Below are 25,092 nucleotides of genomic sequence, written 5' to 3'. Positions count from 1 at the left end.
CACACCCCATTCGCATGCCGGTAACGTCTATCGCTGCCTGAGCTAGGAGTTAATGATGCTAGAAAATTTTCTAGGCGGGCTGGCCGTGGTGATGCAGCCACTCAACCTGCTATTACTGACGTCTGCCGTATTTATCGGCTTTATCGGCGGTGCCCTGCCCGGTATCAGCGGCGTTATCCTGGTGGTTATCCTGCTACCCGTCACTTACGGTATGGAACCGACGACCGCGTTTATGGTGCTCACCGCCATCTACGGCGCAACGGTATTCTCCGGGCTCATTACCGCCATTCTTTACCGCGCCCCCGGTACCCCAGAGGCGGTAATGACAGCCTTTGACGGTTACCCAATGACTCAACGGGGCGAGGCAGGTAAAGCGCTAGGCATCGGTGTACTGAGCTCGGCGATTGGTGGCTTAGTGGGCACTGTTGCGCTCATTATTTTTACCCCTATGCTGGCGAAGCTGGCGCTAAAATTTTCCTCGCCGGAGTATTTTGCCCTGGCGGTATTAGGCCTAACGGTGGTGGCATCCTTGGGTGGGCGGCTTATCTATGGCTTGATTGGCGCCACGTTGGGGCTGTTTATCGCCACGGTGGGTATCGACCCGCTGACCGGCACTAGCCGCTATACGTTTGATAATCTCAACTTGATGGAAGGAGTGGGCCTCATTCCTATGATCGTGGGCCTCTTCGCTGTTTCTGAGGTCATGAAGCGCTCTCTGGATCAAGATACTCATCAGCCGCTGACAAAGGTTAAAGTCAAAATCTTTGACCTGCCTATCCTGCGCCAGATCGGCACCACGCTAACGCGCTCGTCTATTATTGGCGTGATCATCGGCATTCTGCCCGGCATTGGGGCCAGCACGGCGGCAATGGTGAGCTATAGCGAAACGGTGCGCTGGTCTAAACATCCAGAAAAATTTGGCAAAGGCGCGCCCGAAGGCATTGCCGCGCCAGAATCGGCCAATAACGCCGCCGCCATGGGCGCCTTAGTACCGCTGTTTGCTTTGGGCATTCCCGGCAGTGGCACAACGGCGGTAATTTTGGGCGCGTTTATCATGCATGGCCTTCAGCCTGGCCCTATGTTTATGATGACGCACAGTAGCCTGATCTATGCCGTCTTTGCTGGCCTGTTTATCGTCAACTTTATGATCCTGCTATTTTCCAAGCCATTTATCATTCTGTTCACTAAACTGTTGAACGTGCCCTACTCCGCGCTTGGCCCGATTATCATCATGTGCTGTATTGTGGGCACCTACTCAGTGCGCAACTCGATGTTTGATGTTTGGCTGATGCTCGGTTTTGGCGTGATGGGCTATCTGCTTGAGAAACTCAAATTCCCGCTGGTATCTATCATTTTGGGCTTAGTGCTGGGGCCGATAGCAGAAAGCGAACTACGCCGAGCGCTATCAATGTCACAGGGCGATATTGCAATCTTCTTTTCTCGCCCGATCAGTGCCACCCTACTGGCTATCGCGGCGCTGTTGCTTGCGGTGACAGTCATCACCCCATTAATTAAGCGCGCGCGCCTGAAAGCCGCCACGCCCTGAACCCTGACGACGGAAGCGACGTATGACAATCGTATTAGGCGCCATTGCAGACGACTTCACCGGGGCTACCGACCTCGCCAATAATCTAGTGCGCGGCGGCATGCGCTGTCTGCAGGTGATCGGCGTACCGCAGCAAGCGCTCGACCTTGCCAACGTCGATGCCGTGGTGGTGGCGCTGAAATCGCGTTCCTGCCCGCCAGACGAGGCCGTCGCCGACTCACTGGCGGCCCTCACCTGGCTACGTGAGCAGGGCGCCAAGCAGCTGTTCTTTAAGTACTGTTCAACGTTTGACTCCACCGACCAGGGCAATATCGGCCCGGTGGCCGATGCGCTGCTAGACGCCTTAGGGGCGTCTCAGACCGTCATGGTGCCGGCGTTTCCGGTTAACGGCCGCACGGTCTATCAAGGGCACCTGTTTGTAGGCGATCGCTTGCTCAACGATAGCGGGATGCAGCATCACCCGCTAACACCGATGCAAGATGCTGATTTAGTACGTGTGCTCGCTCGCCAGACAGCACATCCGGTGGGTTTAACCAACCGCGCAGTGCTAGCCAAAGGAGCTGACGCAACGCGTGATCATTTATCCGCCCTCGCGGAGCAAGGCATTCGTCATGTGATCTGCGACTCGTTAGACGAGCAGGATCTCAGCGTGCTGTCAGAAGCCACCGTATCGCTACCGTTAGTCACCGGTGGCTCTGGGCTAGGACAAGCATTACCGGCTCAGTACCGCGCCCAAGGCTGGCTAGATACGATTACCGAACCGGGCCGTTTACAGCCGTCCTCAGGCAGCTCATTAGTGCTCTCGGGCAGCTGCTCACGCGCAACTCTGGCCCAAGTAGCGAATTTCCTGGAACGCCAACCTGAGGGCGGCTTTGCGCTTGACCCGCTATCGTTGGCTGAGGGGGACAAACAGTGGGAGCAGGCGCTGGCTTTCGCCTTTGAGCGTTTGGAGCAAAATGCCCCTGCGCTGATTTACGCCTCGGCAGACCCTGATAAGGTTAACGCCGCTCAGCGAGCCTTGGGCATCGAACGTGCTGGGCAACTAGTGGAGAAGGCGCTGAGCCAGCTAGCCGTCACACTCGTCAACGAAGGCGTTGGGCGGTTGCTGGTCGCGGGCGGCGAAACCTCGGGCGCGGTGGTCTCTGCACTGGGTATCACGACGCTGCGCATCGGTGAACAGATCGATCCTGGCGTGCCATGGACCCAGGCGCCTTGGCCCGGCCGCGAGGGACCGCTCTCGCTGGCGCTTAAGTCAGGTAACTTTGGCGGAGTGGACTTTTTCACCCGGGCGTTCGAGGTGCTGGCATGAGCACACACGATCAGAACACTCAGCGAGAACAGATCAGCACGCTGGGTAAATCACTGTTTGATCGTGGTCTGACCATGGGGTCCAGCGGCAATATCAGCGTACGGCTAGCCGATGGCGGCTGGCTAATGACGCCCACTAATGCCTGTTTGGGGCGATTGGATCCGGCGCGAATTTCTCACTTGGACCAACACGGCCAGTTACTCAGCGGCGACACGCCCACTAAAGAGCAGTTTCTGCACATGGCGATGTATGCAGAGCGCCCGCAGTCCGGTGCGATTGTACATCTGCACTCCACCCATTCGGTGGCGGTCTCGTGCCTGCCGGAAGTGAATCCGTGTGACTGCATTCCACCTCTCACCGCCTACTACGTTATGCGCGTGGGCAAGCTACCGCTGGTGCCTTACCACATCCCCGGCGATCCCAAGCTGGGCGATGCCGTGCGTGGTCTAGCGGGCAAACACAGCGCAGTGCTGCTCGCCAACCACGGCCCGGTAGTGGCCGGCAAGAATCTGGAAGCGGCAGTCTACGCCACGGAAGAGTTAGAAGAGACTGCCAAGCTTTTCTTGCTACTTCGCGGTGAAAATCCACGGGGATTAACGCCGAAGCAAGTCGCTGAGCTGGAAGCTCGCTTTCCAAGAGACTAAATCGGCACCTTATCGATCGAGACCACCTCGTGTAGCCCCATAAACGAGCGAATCTGGCGCACGCCGGGCAGCGTACGACCTCAACCTATTCCACCCGTGCAACGAGCGCTGGGTGCTGGCGGATCATATCAATCAGCGCACGCAGGCCGGCCGAGATATGGCGATGCCCCGGGTAGTAGAGACGCAAGCCCGGAATGGACGGGCACCATTCGTCCAACACACGTTCGAGTCGGCCCTCGCGCAGAGCCTCAACCACCAGGTGGTCAGGCACGAAGGCAATTCCAATACCATCGATTGCTGCGTCAACCATCAGCTGCTGGTCTGTCAGCGTCAAAGGCCCCGTCACATTGATAGCCTCGGTCGTGCCGCCGTGCTCGAACTCCCAACGGTAGATCGCACCGCCTTCAAAGCGGAAACGGATGCAATCGTGGCGATACAGATCCTGCGGCACAACAGGACGGCCTCGAGCAGTGAAATAATCCGGTGATGCGACGGCGGCAAATCGCACTGTGTCCGTGAGAGAAATCGCGACCATGTCCAAGGGTACCGCTTCCGCCAAGCGAATACCGGCATCAAAGCCATTATCAATAATATCGCCCAGTCTCCCATCACTGACGATATCGAGATGCACCTGCGGGAAACTGCGTAAAAAGTGCGCCAACACTGGGCGTAAAACCATGCGAATTGCACCTTCACTGGCATTAATCCGCACGGTACCGCTAGGAGTATCTCGAAAGTCGTCGATCTCTTGCATAGCCTCTGTGATTGATGAGACCGCCGGTTGGAGTTTCGTGGCCAGCCGTTCCCCGGCATCCGTTAGGGAGACGCTGCGTGTTGTCCGGTTAAACAGCCTAACACCTAGCCGCCGCTCAAGCGTCTTCACCGAATGGCTGGTCGCCGAGGGTGTCACATCCAGCGCTAGGGCAGCCGCACGGAAACTGCGATGAGTCGCTACAGCAAGGAATACGGTGAGCGCAAACAGATCAGCGCCCTTCAATTGATGAGTATCTTTCATTGCGGTATCAAACATTGGCGAGATTGTAGAGACAATGAGCATCCCATAGACTTGGGAAGTCGACAACTTGGAGTGATTTTATGTCTATCCACGGCAACTATGCCCCCGAAAAAGTAACCTTTTCTTCGCACGGTGACGATGTGGTTGGCGTCCTCTATAGCCCCAAAGGCGACGGCCCGTTTCCCACGGTCGTAGTGCTCGGACCGTACTCCTTCCAGAAAGAGCAAGCCCCGACCCAGTACGCCACTCGGCTAGCCGACGAAGGATTCATGGCACTCGCTTTCGACCCGCGCACTGTCGGTGAGAGCGGCGGCACTCCGCGCCGGCTCGAAAACCCAAAAATGAAGAACGAAGACGTCATATCAGCACTCGACTACATGCTAACGCGCCCTGACGTCGACCCAACACAAATTTTCTTGCTCGGCATCTGTCAAGGCGGCCCGGAAATGCTAGACATTGCCTCCTATGAAGAGCGGGTCAAGGCCGTTGCATCGGTAACCGGCTACTACCGTGATCGCGAAACCGATCTGTTCATGATCGCCGCTGGGGTCACCGAAAATCCGTTCGACACTGCAACTGCACCGACAACCGAACAGTTGGAAGTGCTGCTGGCAGCACGGCTAGAACGTGCACGCGATGCCAAAGCCCGTTTCGAGGCTACTGGCGAGGTCATATATCAACCACTCGTATCTCCCGATCTCGGTGACCCGGTGACTGGCTCGGAAGCGGGGTTGCCCGGCCCACTGGTCTGGAGTTGGTACGGACCCTGGACACTCAAGGGATGGGACAACCGCTACGCGATCATGAGCGACCTAGATCACTTCGATTACACCACCGTGCCCGGCGTGTCAAAGCTCAACAAACCGGCACTTGTCATACATTCTGACCTGTGCATGAACCCGGCGGCGGCGCGGCGGCACTTCGATTCGATTCCGACCCCGGACAAAAAACTAATCTGGGAAAACGACACCAATCATTTCCAGTACTACGAACAGCCGGACGTCGTCGATCGCACTGTCGGCCATGCCGCTGACTGGTTCCGCGAGCACATGGCCTAATGGTTAGGCGATCACTGCTGAGCCCTTCTCTACCAGCAGGACCAGCAGGTGCCTAAACAATCGTCTGTTGACCAACCATGATCCGACAGCAGAAGTCAAAACCTGGAAGCTCGCTTTCCAAGAGACTAAATCGGCACCTTATGGGTCGACACCACCTCGCGTAGCCCCATAAACGAGCGAATCTGGCGCACGCCGGGCAGGTAAAGCAACTGTTCGGCGTGCAGTCGGTTGAAGCTTTGGCTATCACGGGTACGCACTAACGTAGAGTAACTCCCCGTTTCCACACGACTCTTCAAGAAGACCGCGAAGAACGTTGACGCTAAGCGGTTCAACACGCCGCCCTATCGTTTCGCGCTGTCTTCTCGGGTAATCTAGGGGAAAGGTCACCCCGCTTGCGCCCGCCTTACTGCTTGGCAGTGTTGCATTCCAATAGATGCTGCTCCTGAAAAAAGCAGCGTCGAAATTGAAAGTTGATTGGACCATGTGTCACTTAACTTTTGCGTAGAGTGTGAAGTGATACAACGTTCTAAGCACTAATGTTCAGCGCTACTCGCATTTATGCCATTCTGTCTTCTCGAAATTTATTCAGATCTTTACTGCTTATCTTGTCATCTTCATCGCCACCCTTATGATAAGTGTCAAGAATGCTGAACAAGCCTTCTTCTTCTTCAAGCAGCCAGCGAATAACGTCTTTATCCTTTTTCGGCGTGTCTTCGCTATCTAGAAGTTTTTCCAAATCATTCCTGCTTACGACGTCATCCGACCCGTCCCACTTAGTCCATCGTTCACTGATATATTCTATGTTGTCAGCATTATCTTTGTAGAATTTCTCGCCAAAGCTTTCTTCAACGTACTCATCATACTTCTTGTCTATCCACGTATGGCGCCACTCGTTGAGATCCCTGCTGCTAATTCTATCATCTGAACCTTTATGACTGCCGGCATTCCATCCTCGATTGCTTCCCCCTAACAGGCTGAAATAATCCAGCACTTCAAAAAAGCCATCATCCTCCAGCAGAAGGTTGATGGCCTCTTTTTCTTCTTTTGTCGTATCGTCACTTTCTAGGAGTTTTTCAAGATCTTTTCGGCTGACGATATCGTCTGAACCGTCCCAATCAGTCCATTTCCGGCTAATGAGTTCAATCTTGTCTCTGTGTTCGTCATAAAACTCTTCACCGTACTCGTGCATCACAAGGTCGTCAAAGCTATCTCGCAACCAACCCTCGCTAATATGCCCCTTGTCGGCCACTTTTTCGGTGAACTCCTCATACACTTCGGGCTGCGCCTCCCAAGTGGGGGTGTCTTCTGGAAACCAGCTTTCATAGACCGCATCGATTTTACCTTCATGGTAAACGGACTTACTGTACTCGGTGTGGATAGCGAAGTTGAACTTATCGCCCCAGTCATCTTCCGTGACGCCGTCCGCAGACAAATCTTCAAATACTTCTTTGATACGTTCCGTGACACCCGCATTTTTCTTATCCGCAAGTGCCGACATTACACCAGATAAGATCGCCCCAATGAAGCCGAGTGCTGCCCCCGCAAGACCGGTTACAGCGGCTATCTTGGTAGCAATCTGTGGGCCAATGCCGAAGCCGGACGCGGCCGACGCTAACCCCATGGTGGTAGAGAAAGAGCCAGCTCCCACCTGCAGGCTCTTCTGTGCAAACTCGATGGGCTCGCCGCCGTTGTTGGATAGTTTTTCCAGCCCTCTTGCACCTAATACGATATCAAGCACGCCCCCACCCGCATCCGCCATCCCGCCCAGAACATTCAGCGCGCCCCCCGCCCACTGGAACTTCTTGTTGGCATCAATATTATCTGGAATATTCGGCCCACGTATATCGTCGGCCACCTTGTTAATGCGCTGCCGAAGGTCATCTCCCTCTTCCTTCTGCTTGTCAGGGATATCGGAAATCGCCTTATCAATAGAATCGACCGAGTGGCTTTGATTTTTATTGACTTCTTCCCACACATCCTTGGTAGAGAATGACTCACCTAGATCCATTGTAGGTAGATGATCGGGAATGCTCGGTGGCGTAGGAGAAGACTTTGTGTCGAAGTGTTTATCCCAGACGCTTTCTTTGAGGCTCTTATCGAGCCCCAGGGCGTCAGCAAAGTCGGGTTGGCCGGATAGTAACTTATAGCTTTCACCGGTCAATCTGATCAACGAGGGAGTAACACCGACCAGCGAAAGGAAATTGCGCGCAACTTCTATGCGCTCATTTTCGGTTGCACCCAGGTTTAAACCGCCATCAGACATCTTATAGATGCCCGCCACCATAGAGGTCAGACCCGCTGCGGAGGCGAGAGCACCCGATTTAGTTAGTGTACCGAGGACACCGGCCACCCCTTTGCGGTCAGCCGTTGGCACATTGGCCTTGTCAATCGCGCGATCAATTTCATCGGCAGTGATTGACTTATATTCAATTTTTCCGTTTTTACTGGTGTCTAGAATTTCCCGGGACTGATCACCGAGCAGCTCAGTCAGCGCCTTATGAGAATTTTTGATCTCTGTCAGTTTTTCTCGCTCTTCCGGGCTAACGTCAACCTTCTCGCCATTGACAATTTTGTTGTATATATCGACGCCACGCTTGGTACCAAACAGTGAGGTGACCATGCCTTGCAACAAACTGGTAGCAACATCTCCAGAAGCGTTACCCAGGCTATCTTCACCCACGGCATCGGCGCCACCCTCAAAAATGTCGTTGAGCCCGCCGATCGCATCTTGGAATTTTAGCGTATTTTGTACTTCTTCGGCTCGATCCGGGCTGAGCATTTGAAGGCTCTGCATATCATTGGCGAAGCGGGTCGCAGCACCGTCGACATTACCGTCCTCTTTTAGCTCTTCAAGAGCCTTGATGTAGTCATCATCCAGCATGCTATCGGCAATTTTATCTTCCAGTTCATCCTTGTTTTTTATCTTATCAACGGCTTTTTCAAGAAAATCTTCACTATCGGCCATGATGTCTTCATCAGCCATCAGATCAGATAACTCATTGCCTAACGCCTCTTCATCAAGCATGCCACGCGCATCGGCAGCTTTGAGCTCGGACATTTCCTCGGCATAATCAGTATCAGACCCCCCATACTGCCCGTACCCTGTATTATAAGGCAGGTATTGAAAATTGCCTTGCAGCATCCCTTGGGCTTCCATTAAGCGAAGATACTTAGCCTCTTTGGAATCGTCGGGCGCATCCTTGTACGCTTCCTTCATGTACTCTTGATAAAGTTCGGCAACGGTTTTTCCATCTTCGGTCGTTTCCGCTTGCATTACATCGGTTTCATCTGAAGCAGGCAGATCTTTGTCTTTAAAAAGATCGTCGACGTCCCCTAGCTGCTGGCTGGCCGCATCGGACGTAATCGTGTCAAATTGATGCGGCGTCTTAGATTCGAGAACAACGTACGTCTCGTCACCTTTAGTAACGAGCTTAATCCCCTCCACGGGATTGCCATTTTTATCCGTAACGCTGTCAACCTCATTATCACCACTGAGTACAGGCGAATCATCGCTGCCATAAAACAGCTTATAATCACCATCACCGATTTTTTCATCCACCTCGTCCCATGTCTCTTTCAGGTTTTTGATTTGGTCGTAAACCTTGGGCGTATACTCTTCAGAAACAGCGAAACGCTTTCCTTCGCTGTCTTTATAGATGAGTGTGCCACCCTCAGTCCAAGCTGAGTCATCCAGCGTTATCTGGACGCCCGAATCCAAACCGAGACTGATATCATCCAGGTCTCCAAAGTCAGAATATGAAATATCGTTGAAACTTTTCGGAATGGGCACATCGGAATTGGGGGTTATAATCTCAAAGTCTTGATTGCTTTTGGTCGATAACCAATCTTTATCATCGTCCGGAATATCCGCATCCGCCCAGTCATTGTCTTTGCCCAGCCGGTCTGTGTCACCACCGTCCATGACCGACTTAACCTGTTCATAGAGTTCCGGTGTAATGTCTTTCTGCACTAAAAACTTATCGCCATTCTCGGTTCTGACCTCAAGCATATCAAACCAATAAGATAGGGTGACGCCTCCACCGCCGACATATTCTTGACTGACGTACTCAACTTTATCTTTGGACACAAGCTTGTCTTCGGTCACAAGCTCCGGCTTTCCATCCATGTACGGGGCATACTCGCTATCATCGCCGACCAATTCATCTAGCATCTCCTGCCCTTTGTCACTCACCTCACTCTCTGGTTCGCGACTGCCAAAGGAAACGTTGTTAAACGGCAAACGCGAGGCAGAGTCAGAGGGCTCTTTGGCCCCCTCTAAAAACTGTGAGAACTTGGGCCGATCGGACTTTTCGTCGCCGAGTGCATTAGAGAGCCGTTGCGAGTTGCTTGTGGATCCGATTGCAGTAGACATATTACATAGTCCTAAATTTTGTGAAGATGCAAAATCAGCTGTAGGCAACGCGACCTGCTAAATGACTCATGACAAAAACGCAACTAGCGCTCTGCTAAAAAGCTCAAAGCCGCTGTGGCTATGACCAATGGCCGCTTTTTCCGATCAAATGAGTCACCACTGAGTATGTTGATCATTTTTATTTAAAGCTTGTAAACTCTTATATTTAAGCGTAGCTAAAGTTTTTGAAAACGCAATATGCAATATATTGTCCGGGCTCAGCCCGATTCAGTAGCGACGTTACTGAGTTCAGCGTCGCCACACACCAGAATAATCACGCATCGCTGAAGTGAGCCGAGACATGCCACTGAAGAGCGCCGGTCAAGACTCACTAAATAAGCTTGGCTGCAACCAAAATGTCGGCTACTGACTGAAAAGCATCGCCCGGGACCGGTTCGCCGTTACCGGCACGCCTACCGATCCGGCCGGCCAGCTCGCGGTTTTCCACAACAGTCAGCTGGCATTCCGCTGCCTTGCGTCGCAGCAAAGCAGAATCTTCAGGTGCCGCCCTGCAAACCACCACGGGCACCGGCGTCTCGCCACGCACGTAGCGGATACCCACCAACCAGTCGCCTTCGGCACCAATCATAATTGACGCCTGCTCTATCCCGGTACGCGTTGAGGCCCCATGAGTGCTGCGGCGCTGCCGCTGACGCGCCTTGCGGATTTCCGGATCGCCCTCTATATCTTTACGCTCACGCTTTTGCTCGGAGCGCGTCATGCGCTGATCACGTCGAAACAGCCAGCGCTGCATCTGCACGTCGATCAATCCAACCACTAAAAATACAACCAGGGCAGTAATTACCAACGGCTTGAGCAGGGCCAGAAATATACCCTCAAGGCAACCGATACCACAACGAGCCGACTCCATTAGAGCCTGCAACCCTAGCCGACACACCACAACGAAAGCGACACCAAGTGTGACAAGTTTGAGCAGTGATTTGAAAAACTCAATAATCCCGCGCGCAGAAAAAATCCGTTTGACCCCAGCGGCGGGATTAATGTGTTCGAATTTTGGTTTGATAGGTTCAACAGAGAACAGCATGCCGCGCATGATGAGGATGTTGGTCAGGACTGCGGCGACAACGGTGATAACGATCAGCGGCAGTATCGAGTACACCAGAACTTCGACTCCTGCAGCCACTAGCCGTGGCCACACGGTGTCAAAGGGCTCTAGGTAGAGCCGAGTAGTGAGAGTGATGAGACTACGTACCCGAGCCTCAATCATCCCAGTGCTGGCGAGTAAGTAGAGGGTGCAGCCCAGCATAGTGACGGCAGTTACCATGTCACTACTCTTATCCACTTGCCCTTTCAAGCGGACATCGCGAAGCTTTTTATCCGATGCGGGGAGAGACTTTTCCTCGCTTGGCTGCTCACTCATTGCAGACTCCTAAAAAGGGCGGTGCTATGGCATGGAGCCGACCAATGACGCGAAGCGCCGATAGTAATCGTCTAGCATTCCCAATTCGCCAAACATCTGGGGCACCAAGAATACCAAGTAGAGTGCTATCAGAAAGGTGAACAACAGGTTCTTGATCGGTAGCGACAAGATGAACATGTTGAGAGTAGGCGCCATGCGCGCCAGGTAGGCAAGCATCAGATCGGCCACCAGCATGGCGATGACCAACGGTGCAACCATCAGCAAGCCGACTCGCATCACCTGATCCAGAAAGCCAAGCATCGCCAGGGCTGTCCGAATGTCCAAAGCAGGCATGAAAGAATCCACAGGCCATAGTGTATAGCTGTTGTAAAAACCATCGAGCAGTACTAAGAAGCCGCCACTACCAAAAAATAGTGCCACTAGCATGATTACTAAGAGCGTGCTAGTAACACTGGACTGCGTGGCGCCGCTCGGGTCGAGCAATTGCCCCATGGTCGAAGCACGCTGCAGATCGACCAATTCACCCGCCACCTCAGCCGCCCAGAACGGAATACCGAACACCATGCCAAGGAACACCCCGATCAACAACTCTTTGAAGAGCAAGCCAGTGATAATGAAAGCGGTTGTGTCTCCTAGAGCGGACAATGTCTCAAGAATAGGCAGTATCATGGGAATTGATAGGGTCAGGGCCACAGCGGCACGAATCAGACCGGTTAAGCCAAGGCGATTGAAGACGGGCGTAATTAAGATCATGCCCGAAGCGCGGGCCATACCAATAGCGACCGCTACCAACAAAGGATAGACTTGCTCAATCAGTACGCGGGAGAGCTCATCGTACAATATCACCACTCCTTCGGAAGTGTTCCATTATTGCCGTGGCGACGAAAATTGGTTTAACGCGTCCATGACGCGAAATTATTCAATATCTGATCGGTCAGGTTGATAAGCTGGCCAACCAACAAAGGCCCCGCCAGAATCAGCACCAGCATTATTACAATCACCTTGACCGACTGCGGTAGCGACTGATCTTGAATCTGCGTCAACGCCTGAAACAAACCGATGCCAAAACCGATCACAATCGCCGACACTAGCGCCGGTGCTGACAGCAGAAGCACTGTCCACAAAGCCTCGCTCATCAACGACTGAAAGATGCCTTCTGTCATCGCTAACCCCCATAGCTGAGAATCAGACCGTGCATCAACCGGGACCAGCCATCGACGGCGACAAATAGAAAGATCTTCAGAGGCACCGAAATTAAGGGCGGAGCTACCATCACCATGCCCATCGCCATCAAGACATTAGCTACGATTAAGTCTATAACCAGGAATGGGATATAAATCAGAAACCCTATCTCGAAGGCGCGCGTCAGCTCGGATGTGACAAAGGCGGGAATTAACGTCACTAGATCGTCATCCCTGACATTTTCTCGCGCTTGCTCAGACCAGATGTTCTGAGTGGCATCAAGGAAGAAGGCTCGCTCACGCTCGTTCGCGTACTGCGATAAATATTCCTTGAGCGGCTCTCGCAAAATTTCTCCGGTCGCCTGGATCTCTTCCATACTACTTAGTCCCGCTGAGCTACTTTCGAGCTGATAGTAAATCTCCCCCACCAGTGGAGTGGTGATATACACAGTCAATACCAAAGCAATGCCATACAACAAAAGATTCGGCGGTGTCTGCTGAACCCCCAGCGCATTGCGAATAAGAAAAAGCACTACGGCGATCTTGAGAAAAGAGGTCATGGTGACAACTGCCAGCGGCAGCAGGCCCAGAGACGCGACAAGAACGATGATCCCGATCAAATCGGGCTCGAACTCATTCATCGATAGCCAGCCTCACGATTTGTACACCCAAACCATCGCCGACCTCCACCAAGCGTCCGCGTCCCATGACCTTGCCGTTGATTACCAAATCTACGGCCTCCTCCGATGGACGCGACAGGGCTAGCACACTGCCCTGATCAAGTTCGCGCAGCTCGCCTAGCGAGAGCTCAAGACGACCAAACTCACAGACCAGTCGAACCGGCAGTCGACCTAGCATTGCGTCATCCAACTGAGTCGACGGAATGCCGCCGGCGTCCTTCTGGGAGTCGTCGGGGGGCTGGGCCATATTGAAATCTCCTTGGGTCAAAATATGAAACGAGGACCGCAATTGCATACCGTCCCGATGTGCGGCCGCTTCAGCCATTAGGGTACCGCCGATCTCTGCCGTCTCCGGGCCAGGCCTGTCGAGCATGACAACGTCCCCCAGATTCAGACCACGAAGCTCGGCAAGACTCAGCGTCTGACATCCGGCAACCCACTGCAGCGGCCAGGACACTGCAGTGCATGCCTTCGGCGCCACCGAACAATGAGTATCAAGTAGAGGGTATAGTGCTAAGGCAGATGATAGAGTTAGCGCCAGCGAGAGCCAGCCACACTGCTCTTCGCCCTCTAACCGCAGTGCGATGCGCACTGGCAGATCCTCTGGCGTATCAACATCACTATGAAAACGAATCGTGCTCCCTAGTCGCGCTTCTAAGGGCTTGAGCCATTCGAGTAAAGCATACTCCAGCCATAAAGCGCGTACCTCAGGCGTGCAATCTTGCAATGACCGGCGTAGCGATAGAGGTGCAACCAGCATTGCGAGCGCCGCAGAGTCGAGTGTCAATCTCGCCGCCTCCGCCCCCAGGCCGATTCCAATCGTTATCGCGCTCACGCTGGGAGACGACCCAGAATCCAGGTGCCACCTCAGTGGGTACCCACCTAGCGACAGGACTAGAGGCTCCCGCGGACGGCTCATAACATTCAATATAGTCACGGCACCCGACGGCAGGCGAGGCAAGCGTGGTGAAATCAGTTTACCTGGAATAGCATCTACCAACGTTGTGTTGCTGTTAAGAAACGCCTCTTCATTCACCATCAACGCACACCTCGTGGAATAGCATCCTCAACTTCCAGTTCGGCATGTACTTCATCGCGGAGGCGTTCAGCGTCGTGCCGCCGTGCCACCAGTTTTTTAAGGGCACGCTCGCTCCGCATCCGACGCACCCACTCGGAGGCAAGACGGTCACGCTCGGTCAATTGCCGGGATTGCTCCTGCTCGGCCTCATGACGGACTTCTTCCAGAACTGCTTGACGGCGATAATGCACATTGATGCCTTGGCGCATGTCCTCAAACGCGGCCTTCGATAGCAAATTCTCTCCATTGGAGTCGAACCAAGCCTGCTCCTGGTGATCGAAGGCACGGCGTTGCTCAGCGAGCTTGTTATCAAGCGCTTCTAGATTTTCCGCATCGGTTTGACAGCGGCGCCTCTGCTCTGCCAGGGCGTATTCGGCCCGGCGCAAGCGACTCTCCCGTAGAGCCCGTAGCTTCTCAAGTTGTTGGCGTGCTTTCATGACACAATCTCGCTCATGCGTTGCAGAGTATCCTTAAGCCCACCAATCTCATCGCTGGACTGGCGTAGGAAAGCCTCTATGATCGCGCGTTTGTCCACGGCCTCGTCAGTAAGGGCATCTTGTCCTCGTTGGTATTCACCCACCTGGATCAAGAGCTCGACATCCTGATAACGCGCAAGCAGATCTCGAAGTCGACCGGCGTCACGGCGATGGTCTTCGCTTGCAACAGCGTCCATCAAACGGCTACGGCTGGCCAGCACGTCGATTGCTGGGAAGTGATTGCGGCGGGCCAGATCGGCACTCAACACGATATGCCCGTCGAGAATCGCCCGCGTTTCTTCGGCCACAGGGTCGAGTGTCCCATCACCCTCGGTGAGCACAGTGTACAGAGCGGTTATGCTGCCGCGCGCGCCCGGCCCTGAGCGCTCTAGCAAACGCGGTAAGGCCGCAAAGAACGAGGGCGGAAAGCCCCGACGTGTCGGCGGCTCTCCAGCGGCCAGACCAATCTCGCGCTGAGCGCGAGCAAAGCGAGTGATACTATCAACCAGCAGCAAGACATCGCGCCCTTGATCACGAAAATACTCGGCCACGCTGGTGGCTACCATCGCCGACCGAACACGCTCTATGGCCGGCCGATCCGAAGTGGCTACCACGCACACCGTGCGTCGGCGAGCCTCGGCACTCAATTGTACTTCCAGTAACTCGCGCACCTCGCGGCCCCGCTCGCCGACCAAGCCCAAAACAATGACTTCGGCTTCACTACCGCGCACTATAGCGGAGATAAGTGACGACTTGCCCACTCCGGGTTCGCCAAAAATCCCTATGCGCTGGCCACGCGCAACGGTGAGCGGGCCGTCGATGGCGCGAATCCCCAAAGCCAGCGGATGCTTGATTAACTGTCTTGACAGCGGCGCGGGCGGCGCAGCATGAACCGGGTATTCACTCAAGGCGTCAATAGATGGCTTTGGCGCGCCGTCGATGAAATTACCGAGCGGGCTAACGACACGACCTAGCAGGGCCTCACCGACGGGCACACTCTGCGGTGCCCCGGTGGCAATCACTTCCGTCCGGGTCGACATCCCGTACAGATCGCCGATGGGCGACAAGATAGCGTTTTCGGCCTCAAACCCAATGACCTCGGCGGGTACGCTGCGACCACTAAGCGGATCGCGCAAATAGCACAACTCGCCGATGCCTGCACCGTCGACGCTAGCATGCACTAATTGGCCAAGAATACGCCGCACTCGACCACGTACCGGCCTTAACTTTGCCTGGGCGACGCGCTCAGAGAGGCGCGGCAATAAGGTATCGAAATCAATGTCGGGACCTTGCGTCATCACGTTCTCCCTGCATCATGGCAGAACAGCGCTTCACGCAACGTATTCAGTTGTGCATCCACTCCCACGTCAACCACTGCCACTGGGCTGACAAGTAGACACTGCCCAGCATCAAGTTGGGCATCACCCACCACATGACATTCCCGGTGCCCACCTCTCTCTGTCAGCAGCGTCTCAACCTGGGCAACCAGCTCCGGTGCAACGCGCACCGTTAACACCATATCATGGCGATATTCGTCAAGCGCCTGACGCACACAACAACTGATCAACTCGGCATCATCAAATTCTCCCAGTATGCGTCGCACCATCTGCAGACTAAGGTCGGCCATCGACTGATCCAGCCCCGCCAGATACGTTTTTACGTGTTGCGTCGTTCGATCCAGCAGCTCGGCAGCCTGCGCCTCTCCAGCCCGCCGCCCTTCCTCAAAGCCCTCTAAATAGGCCTTTTCTGAAGTGCGGCGAGCCTCATCCGCGATGCCGTCGGCTTGACGTCGTACTTGTTTTAGAAAGGCGTAACCGTCAACCCAGGCAGCGGCTTCAGCTGCCTTCAGTATAGTTTTGCCCGGATGCGGCGGTAGCTCGTTCACTCTACTGCCTCCACTCCGTGATCAATCATGAACGCTGACGCACGACGCACGATGTCAGGCCCTAGTTTAAAAATCTCGTCACTGGGCTCGGAGTCAGGGCGACAAGGGCTTCCCAATACGCCTAGACGCAGCCAATCAGTAAGCCCTGTCGGCTGCATCGACATCCAAGCGGCGATGCAGGCGACGCCATCGCGCTCCACAGAATGCTCCAAAGCATCGTCATCGGCATAATCATGACTGTGAAGCGCCACGTCGCGATTGCTCAACGCAGCTCTATATGAAAGCTCGCCAAAACGCTGCTTAAGCTCGACGACGCGAGTTGCGCGAATTGCGTGTACGAAAGCTCTGGCGTGGCAGATCATGCCGCAATAGCGCGCCAGCTCCTCACCGGCCCCGGGCGGCAGCTTGAATAATACCAAGTCGTTCGCCTCAGGCATCGGTAACTCTTCGGGTGGAAGCAAGCCATGCCGGTGCGCTAGCTGCTCTCCCAGACGCTTCTGGAAGCGTGGATGCCGCGCCAATACTGCCTGGGTAGCATCGTCGGCCACGTTTTCCAGTTCAGCGCATAACCATTGCAGGGCGACATATTCCGTCGGCTTCTCAATAAACGCCTGCCAAGGGTCAGATTGCGCACTATCAGACATCATGGCGGCGTCTCCTCCAATTCATAGGTGCCTCGTTGCCGCTTTCGCCAGAGCACCCAACCCAGAGCACCTGCCAAGCCTAGGACAAGCGCCAGCAATATGCTGAAGAGCCAAACAGCGCGCGTCACACTAGAGGTCGGCATGGCGATGCCAAGAAACGAGCGCAAGGAAGCCTGTGTCTCTCCGACCGGCACCTCAAGCATGACCGCGGCGACCGGAACCACCGAGACACTTTCATAATCAAGACCCGAGATGCCATTGGCAACCAGTGTCTTGATCCTAGGGATCATGGGGTCGATCTCGAGAGCAGGGGAATGGCGGATAAACACCGAAGCCGACGACGGCGTACTGTTCTTTTCCAGCAGGTCGTTATCGGACAGTACTACATGCACTCGGGCTGAGAGCACTCCGTCGATTTGCGATACCGTATGGGAGAGCTCTTCACTGAGGGCATAGATCATTTTTGCGCGTTCTTGCACTGGCGAGGACACCAAGCTATTACTTTCGAAGACCTCATTAAGATTTGAAAACGTCTGCCCCGGCAGTCCCAGACGATCAAGAACGCTAATTGCCTCCGAAAAATGGTTCTCGTCGATGGTGACAGTCATACCCCCCTCTTTCTGAACCACTCGATTCGCCGGTATACCATGCCGTGCCAGACTCGCCACCATCACATTGGCTTCACGCTCACTGAGGTTGGTGTAGAGCTCCGTGTCACATGCCTGAAGCAAAAGCGACATAGCCACGACCGCCAGAAGCCGCACGGCATTCAACCAGGGTCCCGTCATCCGTTGTTTGGAAAGCAAGTGTCACTGTCCTCGTAACAAGGTTTTGCAAGCGCCGGACATCTGAGAAGCACAAGACGACATCAGCTTCGTCAAGGTCGCGTGATCGAACATGGTGGAGAATGATTCAAGCATTCGGTCAAACTGCATGTCCTCCACTCCTCCAGCCCCTTCTCCCGCCATACCTTCGCCGCTAGAGGGCCGCATGGCACCACTGTCATGCAACCTGCTGGAGAAGCTCTGCACCTTATCGAGAGGGCCCTCCAGTGAATTTAAAATACTGGAACCCAGCTCGGCTGGGGTGGTTACCTGCAGCGTCACTCCGGATTGCTGCGCCATGTGTTCGAATAGGTTCTGCGCCGCCAGCGCCTCTGTGCCCCCCCCACCGGGAGGGGTTGCAGCGCCTATCGTAGTTGTAGGAATCATAATCTAGGCTCCTTCGCTGGTATTGTTGACCGAATTATCGACCCCTCGCTCAGCCTTCTTCTTTAAGCATGTCGCTTGCATAGCCCATTAGATGCGATATAGCCAATGAGCCCACAGCCTGGCCGACAATATCAGTGACCTTGGCATTCTCAACAGCCTGATCAAAGTTCTGTTGCTGATCGAGACTCAGTGTCTCATTGCCATTTGAGGCGTTCACTCCATCTACCGTTGCCATAACTACTTCCTCCCATTCGGGTTGCTCATCATTCGGCAGTCTGCTTCGTAATACTGCCTCGAAACACAGTCACTCCACCGTCGTTACTCGGGCTAGGTGCCGGCTGACGCAAGCGCTCGACGCGTCGCGCCACATCATCAACCCAAGCATTCATACCCCATATTTGTAACGTATCACCACCGTCTACAAGCCTGGATCGCATAGGGTCACCAACGCTAGAACCTTCGATATCCGCCATCAGGCGCTGACTATCAATGTCAGTCAGCTCGAAGGACTGCTGCGTCATTTCCTCCCGCGTAGAAACATGCAACACACCACCATCAAAGAACCATGCTAGGTCATTGGCGGCACACACCTGCTCAAGAAACCCTCGGGCAGTCTCAGCCGTTATATTTCCACGAACCGCACCCTCGACCCGCTGAGAAACCTCCATAGGAAGCGCGAGATTCCTGCCAAACTCCTTCAACACAGCTTGAACGTCTTGCTCGACAATCAGATAGCGATATTCACGCTCCATCCATTCAGCGGCTCCATTCGATTCATCAGACGCCCATGTTACGGCTGGAAATAGCAGTATCATGGGACCTGACAAAAGGATGGCGTAGATCATTAAACGCCCACCTTTACTGCATGACGATGTAAGTGATAGTCGACGCTTGCTAGGCTCTCTAGCCTGCCTAAAATGCATAAAAAACCTACACATCATGCTTCCTCGACCCCAGTTGACGAGCTCCAGGTTCGGTGGCTCAATACCTTTAAACATAGAACACTAATTTTTTTTCTACCACACGCCATAAGGCGTACCATGGAGCGTCCAATGTCGATGCGATACTGCATACGCCTTCCCATCCTGTTGTCCTGCTCGTTGCTAGTTGCCTGCGCGACCACTGCCGAGCAAGCCGAAGAGTCTAGCTTATTGTCTTTGGCCGATGACATCGCTGCCCAGGGTGACTACGCCACCGCCACCACCCTCTATGAACGTGCAGCTGAGCTATCGGATGAAGACGTCAATATCAACGTCCGGCTTGGCGACGCACGACTCGCTAGCGGCGATCTGCAGGGAGCACTGCGCTCGTACCGAGCCGCACTGGAAAAGAACATCGACTCCCCAACGGCCCTGCTCGGCCTCGGATCGACCCAGCTGCGGCTCGACAAGGTCGAAAGTGCGTTGCGCAACCTACGCCGAGCAGCACCGGCACTTGACACTCCCACCGCCTGGAGCCGCCTAGGCGCCGCGCAGGCTTTACTGGGCGTGAAAGAGGGCGAAGCCGCAGTCTCTTCCTTTTCGCGAGCAGCAGAACTGCTACCAGATGCCCCCGACGCACAGACCAATTTGGCGCTAGCCCAGTCCCTGGCCGGACAACACGCTACTGCAGTAGCCCACATACGCGATGTCGCCTCTTCCCCGCTGGCCGAGGACCGCCACTTCCATAGCCTGATTTTAATTCTGATACTAGCTGGCGATACCCAACAGGCGGAAACGATCGAGATTCCCGATATGCCAGCATCACAGCGCCAATCACTAATCGAACAAGCCCAGCGCATTCGCGCCTTGCCCGACATCGGCGAACGGGCTCGTGCCATCGGGCTCGCCGGATATTAATGAGGCGACAGCTACATGTCGCTCGTTGTGGCATAGCGGCCCACCCCCCTCGCCTCTTCCTCTAGTCGTTGTCGCCGCCGCTGACTGTGCTCGCGATTAGAGAGCCGTTCCCGAGCCGCTCGGGCCAACGGCTCCGCGCTCGATGGCCCCATGTCTCGCCCTTGCAGCAGATCCCGTGGCCGTTCAACCATGAACTGCAAATTAAGGTCGTTCGCACAACCTGGAGGTAGGGCAACGATGCCAGTCTTTGAGGCCGGTAAATGACAGAGGTGAGGGGCCAGCAAAAGCCGCTGTTCGGTGGTATCATCCACGCCGGTTGCGTGGTAGCCCGTATCCCAGGACATCGGCCCCATTGATGAAGAACATCCTCCTAGCAACAGCAGCAGAGGCACTAGCCGCCAAATAGCCTTAGGCTTTGTCGTTATCACCACGTGCTCCTCACTCTTATTGTAGATAGAAGCCGAAGGGATCGTCCCGTACCGCTTGCCTGGGGAGTGCCTCGCCATTGACCTGCAAATAGCCGTTATCAGCCCGCCCTTGAGCCAACGGTGTACGCAATGGCTGTGTCACAGGCTCGACGATATAGGGAGTAATCAGAATAACGAGCTCAGTTTCACTGCGCTGAAAACGACGAGATCGAAACAGGTTCCCCAAGATCGGCAAGTCACCCAACACTGGCACCCGCTCAATGGCATTGGAGGCGTCGCGCTGGAATAATCCTGCGATAGCAAAGGTCTGACCACTTCCCACTTCAACCACAGTATCCGCTCGGCGCACCTGCAGCCCTGGCACACTGATGCCACCGATCTCAACACCGCTGCTGGTCAAGCTGCTGACCTCAGGCCGTACCTCCAACGATATACGTTCGTTAGGCAATAGGACTGGCGTAAACATTAGCGAGACCCCGAACTGCTTATACTCAATACCGACCAAATCATTGCCGACCGGTACCGGAATGGGAATTTCCCCTCCAGCAAGAAAACTAGCGGTTTCGCCGGTAACAGCAGTGATGTTGGGCTCCGCCAGGATCTGCAGCAAATTATTCCTCTGCAGAGCTTGGAGTAGACCATCAACGCCATCGACGCCGCTACCCACAGTGCCAAACGCATTGCCAGCCATAGAGCTCGGCAAGACACCCACCGAGAGCGAGCCGTTGTTGATCAGCGCGCTCCAACTGATGCCATACTCCAACAACTCCTCACGGGCTACCTCGGCGAAACGCACGCGAAGATTAATCTGAGTGGCACCCTCGTAGGTGGAGTTATTCTGCGCCGCGCCCTCCCCCGGTGCCTGTCGTTCAAGTGTGGCTTGAGTGGCAAGAGCGCCTTCGACACTCTGACTTTGTCCTTCGGCCAGCAATTGGTTACCAGCCACCCGTAGATGGATCGGTGTACCAGCATCGGCAGCGTGCAACGCCCGATTAGCCCCCTGAGCGCCATCACTGACCTCTAGGCGCATGGAGGCTTCGGTACTATCATCGGGGCCAAGCGCGATGAGATTGGTATCCCCATACTGCTTGCCGAATAAATAAAGAACACCGGGTGATACTACCTGAACATCGGCAATCTCAGGGTTGGCAACAAACACCGATGACACATCCTGGTTAAAACGTAAGATTAGCCCTTGCCCCGTTTCCAGGCTGAGAGAACGCTCACCAGACTGCCCATGGGCATGACCAGCCATCATCGTCAACAGCAATATGAGAGGCGTCAGAACGCGAGCCATCACACGTCGATCAGTATCTTCGGTCATCGCTCTAAAACTGAGCAGTGTCATGCATAATGTTGCTTTCACAGGTTGACTCCATACTGAAATATATTGTTATAGCGGTCTTTTACTCTTCCGAGGTGTCAGCCTTTTGATCGGTATCTCGTGGCGATGTTACCGGTATTTTCACCTGCGCCAGCACATGCAAATTGAATTCCGAGGCGACCTCCTGCCAGGCAATGACCGGTAGATCCAGTTGGTAGCGCTTGGCCCACTGTTGCAGCACTGGGCGAATATCACTGGAGGTAATGATCACCGGAGCCACATCTGCATCCAGCTCGCCCAATCGTTGTTGGAACCAACCGTTCAGTGATCGCGACAAGCGTATCGGCAAGCCACCGTTGCGAGTGCCGCCACCAGAACTACGTAGCGAGGTCCGAACCACTTCCTCGAGCTGGCGTGTAATTACCCAGGCCGGCAGAACCCTGTCTGCTCGTGCGTAGCGATAACATATCTGGCGGGCAAGAGCGGCGCGAATCCGCTCCACCAAGCGCACTACGTTCTGCTCCTGCCCTCCCCATGTCACCATCGCCTCAAGGATGGTACGCAGAGCTCGTATGGGCACACCTTCTTCTACTAGGCGTCTTAGCACATCAGCCATCTTTTGCAACGACACAACCCTTATAGCTTCGCCAACAAGCTCCGCGTAATCCTGCTCCATGCGCGATAACAAAGCCCGAGTCTCCTGGATACCGACGAACTCTCCTGCGTAGCGACCTAGCACTCGCTCCAGACAGTCACACAGCACTCGCTCGACCGTCCGGTAGCCAATGCCCGACTCCTCAAGGCGCGCTAGCTCGCTGTCGTCCACCCAGAGGCCCGGCGCACGGCCACTTAGTGGCGGATGCTCATGGCACTCGACATCCAGTAGCTGTAGGTGGATAGGATCGTCGTCAAGTAATACTCGCCCAGCGGGGATATCGCCTTCCAAAACCGGTACTTCATCGAGTTCTATGCTAATGCGTCGCGCCTGCATTGTCGGTAGCACGCGTACACCGACATTCGGCATCTCGACGCCAAGCTCCAGCCCCACACGCTGCCTCGTAGCGTTCAACAAGCCATGCAGCTCGTCAAGGGACAGAGCCTCTTCCAGGGCAATATCCAGTGATACCATCAGTCGATACCCTGCTGTCGGAAACGCCTCTTCTGCTGGTGGCTCCGGCATTGTGGCCGCTGATGCTGCAGGCGCTAATGTCGCTTCATCGGCGTTACTCACCACCTCAACAGTCTCTTCTATGTCACGTTTATCATGCCTCGCTCGGCGCCGCACGCACCATGCAGCCAAACCAAGGCCGGCGGCCAGTACCAAAAACACGGTAGTAGCGAACCCAGGAATGAAGGCGGCAAAGAAGAGGACGACGGCGGTTAGTTCCAACGCCCGCGCGTTATTGCCCAACTGCGCGATGATTTCACTGCCGAGATCACCAGCCTGATCAGAATTAACTCGCGTCACCACAGTGCCAGCACCGACCGCGATGAGCAGCGCAGGGATCTGAGCAATAAGCCCATCGCCGACAGTCAACAGCGAATAAGTGTTCACAGCCTCACCGAATGCCATGTCACGTTTGAGCATGCCTATCAACAGCCCTCCGATCAAGTTAACGCATAGAATCACCAAACTCGCGATAGCGTCACCCTTAACGAATTTCATGGCACCATCCATAGAGCCATACAACTGACTTTCGCGCTCCAAGCGCTGACGACGAGTTCGCGCTTCTCCCGCGTCTATGTCGCCGTTGCGCAGATCATTATCAATACTCATCTGCTTGCCCGGCATCGCATCCAAGATGAAGCGGGCAGCCACTTCGGCGACCCGCTCGGCGCCTTTAGTAATCACCAAGAACTGGGCGATTGTTATGATCAGGAAAACCACGAGACCTATGACTACCTCGCCAGCAATGACGAAGTTACCGAAGGCAGACACCATCTGACCAGCATATCCCTCTAGCAGAATAAGGCGCGTGGTACTAATCGATAGTGCCAAACGAAACAGCGTCGCCAAAAGAATAATCGGCGGCAGCGACGAATAGTCGACAGGGTGAGAGATATAGAACGCGACGATCAGGATCAGCAGACTAAAACCAATATTGATACCGATTAGAGCATCGACCAGGGCGGTCGGCAGCGGAATAATCATCATGACGACTGCCAGCACGATAAAGCTGGCGATCACTACATCACTGCGCTGCGCTGCACGTTGCGCGATGACATTGAGTCGAGTTAACAGACCGCTCATCTATCCTCCCGGCGCTGTAGATAGTCTTGAAAGCACCGCCGCGCATCATCGTGCCTACCATCGACCCACAGTGCCCGACTCTGCAGCAGCGACAGAATCGGCGTATGCCCTTCCACATATTCAAGACGTTCGACCGCATTCAGCGCACGCGGGACATCGCCGTTAACGATAAAAGCTTGGATAAGGGTGTGAAGGATGCCGGTATGAGCTGGCACTATGTGCGAGGCAAGCAGCAATAGCACCAACCCACGCTTACGTTCACCGCTTTTCACGTACAAGTGCCCCAGCATATGTAACAATTCGGCGGCGTGGCGGTCACTGTCGTCAGTCACGTCGCACCCTCCTCGGCGCGTCGCGCCTCCCATTCCTGGCGCAAGGCAATCTCTTCATAAATCAACTGGGAGGCAAGCTCGGTAGCATCGCCTTCAGCCTCAAGCCTGGGCAAAATGTTATCCACTACGTGTTGCAGCAACTCAATGCTCCGCTCACCGCTATAAAGGGATGGCCCCCCGATTGCCGGCGTCGATTCTCGCTCCACGCGACTAATTAAAGAGTCATCTCCCTCGCGGCGCCCCCGAGTATTATCCAACGCGCGATCAAAGCCAGATTGGTGTCCCGAGTCAACGAGTCTGTCAGCGTTGATATCAACAGGACGCGCCTTAGCCTCTACCGGCTCATCATGCCGAGGATTTTCGGTGACGTTAGCGCGATCAGGCGCAATTCTCATTAACT

26 protein-coding genes are annotated in these 25,092 nt (G+C 54.7%); 5 read left to right on the top strand and 21 right to left on the bottom strand.

From position 1 onward, the window contains the following. The first annotated feature begins 55 nt into the window (after window positions 1–55). From ACT3TF_RS07005 to otnC, 3 genes are read left to right on the top strand one after another with little or no spacing between them, the layout of a single operon-like run. Window positions 56–1,546, top strand: coding sequence for a tripartite tricarboxylate transporter permease (locus ACT3TF_RS07005; protein ID WP_444671866.1), 1,491 nt, complete (start codon window positions 56–58; stop codon window positions 1,544–1,546). Between the two features lie 22 nt (window positions 1,547–1,568). Beyond that, window positions 1,569–2,855 carry a 3-oxo-tetronate kinase gene (gene otnK / locus ACT3TF_RS07000; RefSeq protein WP_444624899.1) on the top strand — a complete coding sequence of 429 codons (1,287 nt, stop codon included), beginning with the start codon at window positions 1,569–1,571 and terminating at the stop codon, window positions 2,853–2,855. Further along, window positions 2,852–3,499, top strand: coding sequence for a 3-oxo-tetronate 4-phosphate decarboxylase (gene otnC, locus ACT3TF_RS06995; RefSeq protein ID WP_444624898.1), 648 nt, complete (start codon window positions 2,852–2,854; stop codon window positions 3,497–3,499). The genes otnK and otnC overlap by 4 nt, the downstream gene beginning before the upstream one ends. 85 nt (window positions 3,500–3,584) lie before the next feature. On the opposite strand, the gene ACT3TF_RS06990 is transcribed toward otnC, so the two are convergent. Continuing rightward, complete coding sequence (locus ACT3TF_RS06990) at window positions 3,585–4,514, bottom strand: LysR family transcriptional regulator (protein WP_441685399.1); 930 nt, start codon at window positions 4,512–4,514, stop codon at window positions 3,585–3,587. Window positions 4,515–4,594: 80 nt separating this feature from the next. Between ACT3TF_RS06990 and ACT3TF_RS06985 the strand changes: the two genes are divergently transcribed. Further along, complete coding sequence (locus ACT3TF_RS06985; protein WP_441685397.1) at window positions 4,595–5,572, top strand: alpha/beta hydrolase; 978 nt, start codon at window positions 4,595–4,597, stop codon at window positions 5,570–5,572. A 125-nt stretch (window positions 5,573–5,697) separates the two neighbouring features. Here ACT3TF_RS06985 and ACT3TF_RS06980 read toward each other — a convergent pair whose 3' ends face one another. From ACT3TF_RS06980 to ACT3TF_RS06910, 15 genes are all read right to left on the bottom strand, one after another. Further along, complete coding sequence (locus ACT3TF_RS06980; protein WP_444671865.1) at window positions 5,698–5,907, bottom strand: hypothetical protein; 210 nt, start codon at window positions 5,905–5,907, stop codon at window positions 5,698–5,700. A gap of 221 nt (window positions 5,908–6,128) precedes the next feature. Next, window positions 6,129–9,944: a hypothetical protein gene (locus ACT3TF_RS06975; RefSeq protein WP_444671864.1), complete on the bottom strand. Its 3,816-nt coding sequence runs from the start codon at window positions 9,942–9,944 to the stop codon at window positions 6,129–6,131. Between the two features lie 370 nt (window positions 9,945–10,314). Then, complete coding sequence (locus ACT3TF_RS06970) at window positions 10,315–11,364, bottom strand: EscU/YscU/HrcU family type III secretion system export apparatus switch protein (protein WP_096277474.1); 1,050 nt, start codon at window positions 11,362–11,364, stop codon at window positions 10,315–10,317. Between the two features lie 24 nt (window positions 11,365–11,388). Continuing rightward, the gene (gene sctT / locus ACT3TF_RS06965; RefSeq protein ID WP_255249086.1) at window positions 11,389–12,210 is read right to left on the bottom strand and encodes a type III secretion system export apparatus subunit SctT; all 822 of its coding nucleotides are present in this window, start codon (window positions 12,208–12,210) and stop codon (window positions 11,389–11,391) included. A 47-nt stretch (window positions 12,211–12,257) separates the two neighbouring features. After that, window positions 12,258–12,527 carry an EscS/YscS/HrcS family type III secretion system export apparatus protein gene (locus ACT3TF_RS06960; protein WP_096277470.1) on the bottom strand — a complete coding sequence of 90 codons (270 nt, stop codon included), beginning with the start codon at window positions 12,525–12,527 and terminating at the stop codon, window positions 12,258–12,260. Window positions 12,528–12,529: 2 nt separating this feature from the next. Next, window positions 12,530–13,186 (bottom strand): type III secretion system export apparatus subunit SctR, encoded by a 657-nt coding sequence (gene sctR / locus ACT3TF_RS06955; RefSeq protein ID WP_096277468.1) that lies wholly within the window; start codon window positions 13,184–13,186, stop codon window positions 12,530–12,532. Beyond that, window positions 13,179–14,144 carry a type III secretion system cytoplasmic ring protein SctQ gene (gene sctQ, locus ACT3TF_RS06950; protein WP_444672023.1) on the bottom strand — a complete coding sequence of 322 codons (966 nt, stop codon included), beginning with the start codon at window positions 14,142–14,144 and terminating at the stop codon, window positions 13,179–13,181. The genes sctR and sctQ overlap by 8 nt, the downstream gene beginning before the upstream one ends. A gap of 119 nt (window positions 14,145–14,263) precedes the next feature. Continuing rightward, the gene (locus ACT3TF_RS06945; RefSeq protein WP_096277464.1) at window positions 14,264–14,740 is read right to left on the bottom strand and encodes a hypothetical protein; all 477 of its coding nucleotides are present in this window, start codon (window positions 14,738–14,740) and stop codon (window positions 14,264–14,266) included. Beyond that, window positions 14,737–16,077: a FliI/YscN family ATPase gene (locus ACT3TF_RS06940; protein WP_096277462.1), complete on the bottom strand. Its 1,341-nt coding sequence runs from the start codon at window positions 16,075–16,077 to the stop codon at window positions 14,737–14,739. The genes ACT3TF_RS06945 and ACT3TF_RS06940 overlap by 4 nt, the downstream gene beginning before the upstream one ends. Beyond that, window positions 16,077–16,664, bottom strand: coding sequence for a type III secretion system stator protein SctL (gene sctL / locus ACT3TF_RS06935; protein WP_096277460.1), 588 nt, complete (start codon window positions 16,662–16,664; stop codon window positions 16,077–16,079). Before sctL ends, ACT3TF_RS06940 begins: the two co-directional genes overlap by 1 nt. Beyond that, entirely contained in the window at window positions 16,661–17,311 is a 651-nt protein-coding gene (locus tag ACT3TF_RS06930; protein WP_444671863.1) for a hypothetical protein, read from the bottom strand. Before ACT3TF_RS06930 ends, sctL begins: the two co-directional genes overlap by 4 nt. Then, window positions 17,308–18,114: a type III secretion system inner membrane ring lipoprotein SctJ gene (gene sctJ / locus ACT3TF_RS06925; RefSeq protein ID WP_226938569.1), complete on the bottom strand. Its 807-nt coding sequence runs from the start codon at window positions 18,112–18,114 to the stop codon at window positions 17,308–17,310. The genes ACT3TF_RS06930 and sctJ overlap by 4 nt, the downstream gene beginning before the upstream one ends. Before the next feature lie 3 nt (window positions 18,115–18,117). Beyond that, a complete protein-coding gene (locus ACT3TF_RS06920) occupies window positions 18,118–18,519 on the bottom strand; it encodes a hypothetical protein (RefSeq protein WP_441685385.1) in 402 nt (133 codons plus the stop codon). Between the two features lie 49 nt (window positions 18,520–18,568). Next, window positions 18,569–18,754: a hypothetical protein gene (locus tag ACT3TF_RS06915; RefSeq protein WP_096277452.1), complete on the bottom strand. Its 186-nt coding sequence runs from the start codon at window positions 18,752–18,754 to the stop codon at window positions 18,569–18,571. A 28-nt stretch (window positions 18,755–18,782) separates the two neighbouring features. Then, window positions 18,783–19,364, bottom strand: a complete 582-nt coding sequence (locus tag ACT3TF_RS06910) for a hypothetical protein (protein ID WP_096277450.1) — start codon at window positions 19,362–19,364, stop codon at window positions 18,783–18,785. A gap of 207 nt (window positions 19,365–19,571) precedes the next feature. Between ACT3TF_RS06910 and ACT3TF_RS06905 the strand changes: the two genes are divergently transcribed. Continuing rightward, the gene (locus ACT3TF_RS06905; protein WP_176483356.1) at window positions 19,572–20,357 is read left to right on the top strand and encodes a tetratricopeptide repeat protein; all 786 of its coding nucleotides are present in this window, start codon (window positions 19,572–19,574) and stop codon (window positions 20,355–20,357) included. A gap of 11 nt (window positions 20,358–20,368) precedes the next feature. On the opposite strand, the gene ACT3TF_RS06900 is transcribed toward ACT3TF_RS06905, so the two are convergent. The 5 genes from ACT3TF_RS06900 to ACT3TF_RS06880 are packed head-to-tail and all read right to left on the bottom strand — an operon-like array spanning window position 20,369 to window position 25,087. Further along, on the bottom strand, window positions 20,369–20,785 hold the full coding sequence (locus tag ACT3TF_RS06900) for a hypothetical protein (RefSeq protein ID WP_141393025.1): 417 nt from the start codon (window positions 20,783–20,785) through the stop codon (window positions 20,369–20,371). Between the two features lie 16 nt (window positions 20,786–20,801). Further along, window positions 20,802–22,151: a type II and III secretion system protein family protein gene (locus tag ACT3TF_RS06895; RefSeq protein ID WP_255249085.1), complete on the bottom strand. Its 1,350-nt coding sequence runs from the start codon at window positions 22,149–22,151 to the stop codon at window positions 20,802–20,804. Window positions 22,152–22,191: 40 nt separating this feature from the next. Further along, complete coding sequence (gene sctV / locus ACT3TF_RS06890; RefSeq protein WP_444671862.1) at window positions 22,192–24,360, bottom strand: type III secretion system export apparatus subunit SctV; 2,169 nt, start codon at window positions 24,358–24,360, stop codon at window positions 22,192–22,194. Further along, window positions 24,357–24,692, bottom strand: a complete 336-nt coding sequence (locus ACT3TF_RS06885; RefSeq protein ID WP_217990270.1) for a tetratricopeptide repeat protein — start codon at window positions 24,690–24,692, stop codon at window positions 24,357–24,359. The genes sctV and ACT3TF_RS06885 overlap by 4 nt, the downstream gene beginning before the upstream one ends. After that, window positions 24,689–25,087 carry a hypothetical protein gene (locus ACT3TF_RS06880; protein ID WP_444671861.1) on the bottom strand — a complete coding sequence of 133 codons (399 nt, stop codon included), beginning with the start codon at window positions 25,085–25,087 and terminating at the stop codon, window positions 24,689–24,691. The genes ACT3TF_RS06885 and ACT3TF_RS06880 overlap by 4 nt, the downstream gene beginning before the upstream one ends. Between the last annotated feature and the right edge of the window lie 5 nt (window positions 25,088–25,092).

This window comes from Halomonas sp. AOP25-F1-15 (genome assembly GCF_052378675.1).
Classification (GTDB): Bacteria; Pseudomonadota; Gammaproteobacteria; order Pseudomonadales; family Halomonadaceae; genus Vreelandella; species Vreelandella casei.
The sequence above is the reverse complement of the archived record's forward strand: the minus strand, read 5'-3'. Positions and strand labels throughout refer to the sequence as shown.

What these genes read in the sequence shown, in the direction of transcription:
- ACT3TF_RS07005 (WP_444671866.1), top strand. Translation starts at nt 56, where the DNA reads ATGCTAGAAAATTTTCTAGGCGGGCTGGCCGTGGTGATGCAGCCACTC.
- otnK (WP_444624899.1), top strand. Translation starts at nt 1,569, where the DNA reads ATGACAATCGTATTAGGCGCCATTGCAGACGACTTCACCGGGGCTACC.
- otnC (WP_444624898.1), top strand. Translation starts at nt 2,852, where the DNA reads ATGAGCACACACGATCAGAACACTCAGCGAGAACAGATCAGCACGCTG.
- ACT3TF_RS06990 (WP_441685399.1), bottom strand. Translation starts at nt 4,514, where the DNA reads ATGAAAGATACTCATCAATTGAAGGGCGCTGATCTGTTTGCGCTCACC.
- ACT3TF_RS06985 (WP_441685397.1), top strand. Translation starts at nt 4,595, where the DNA reads ATGTCTATCCACGGCAACTATGCCCCCGAAAAAGTAACCTTTTCTTCG.
- ACT3TF_RS06975 (WP_444671864.1), bottom strand. Translation starts at nt 9,944, where the DNA reads ATGTCTACTGCAATCGGATCCACAAGCAACTCGCAACGGCTCTCTAAT.
- ACT3TF_RS06970 (WP_096277474.1), bottom strand. Translation starts at nt 11,364, where the DNA reads ATGAGTGAGCAGCCAAGCGAGGAAAAGTCTCTCCCCGCATCGGATAAA.
- ACT3TF_RS06960 (WP_096277470.1), bottom strand. Translation starts at nt 12,527, where the DNA reads ATGACAGAAGGCATCTTTCAGTCGTTGATGAGCGAGGCTTTGTGGACA.
- sctR (WP_096277468.1), bottom strand. Translation starts at nt 13,186, where the DNA reads ATGAATGAGTTCGAGCCCGATTTGATCGGGATCATCGTTCTTGTCGCG.
- sctQ (WP_444672023.1), bottom strand. Translation starts at nt 14,144, where the DNA reads ATGAGCCGTCCGCGGGAGCCTCTAGTCCTGTCGCTAGGTGGGTACCCA.
- ACT3TF_RS06945 (WP_096277464.1), bottom strand. Translation starts at nt 14,740, where the DNA reads ATGAAAGCACGCCAACAACTTGAGAAGCTACGGGCTCTACGGGAGAGT.
- ACT3TF_RS06940 (WP_096277462.1), bottom strand. Translation starts at nt 16,077, where the DNA reads ATGACGCAAGGTCCCGACATTGATTTCGATACCTTATTGCCGCGCCTC.
- ACT3TF_RS06930 (WP_444671863.1), bottom strand. Translation starts at nt 17,311, where the DNA reads ATGATGTCTGATAGTGCGCAATCTGACCCTTGGCAGGCGTTTATTGAG.
- ACT3TF_RS06920 (WP_441685385.1), bottom strand. Translation starts at nt 18,519, where the DNA reads ATGATTCCTACAACTACGATAGGCGCTGCAACCCCTCCCGGTGGGGGG.
- ACT3TF_RS06915 (WP_096277452.1), bottom strand. Translation starts at nt 18,754, where the DNA reads ATGGCAACGGTAGATGGAGTGAACGCCTCAAATGGCAATGAGACACTG.
- ACT3TF_RS06910 (WP_096277450.1), bottom strand. Translation starts at nt 19,364, where the DNA reads ATGATCTACGCCATCCTTTTGTCAGGTCCCATGATACTGCTATTTCCA.
- ACT3TF_RS06905 (WP_176483356.1), top strand. Translation starts at nt 19,572, where the DNA reads ATGTCGATGCGATACTGCATACGCCTTCCCATCCTGTTGTCCTGCTCG.
- sctV (WP_444671862.1), bottom strand. Translation starts at nt 24,360, where the DNA reads ATGAGCGGTCTGTTAACTCGACTCAATGTCATCGCGCAACGTGCAGCG.
- ACT3TF_RS06880 (WP_444671861.1), bottom strand. Translation starts at nt 25,087, where the DNA reads ATGAGAATTGCGCCTGATCGCGCTAACGTCACCGAAAATCCTCGGCAT.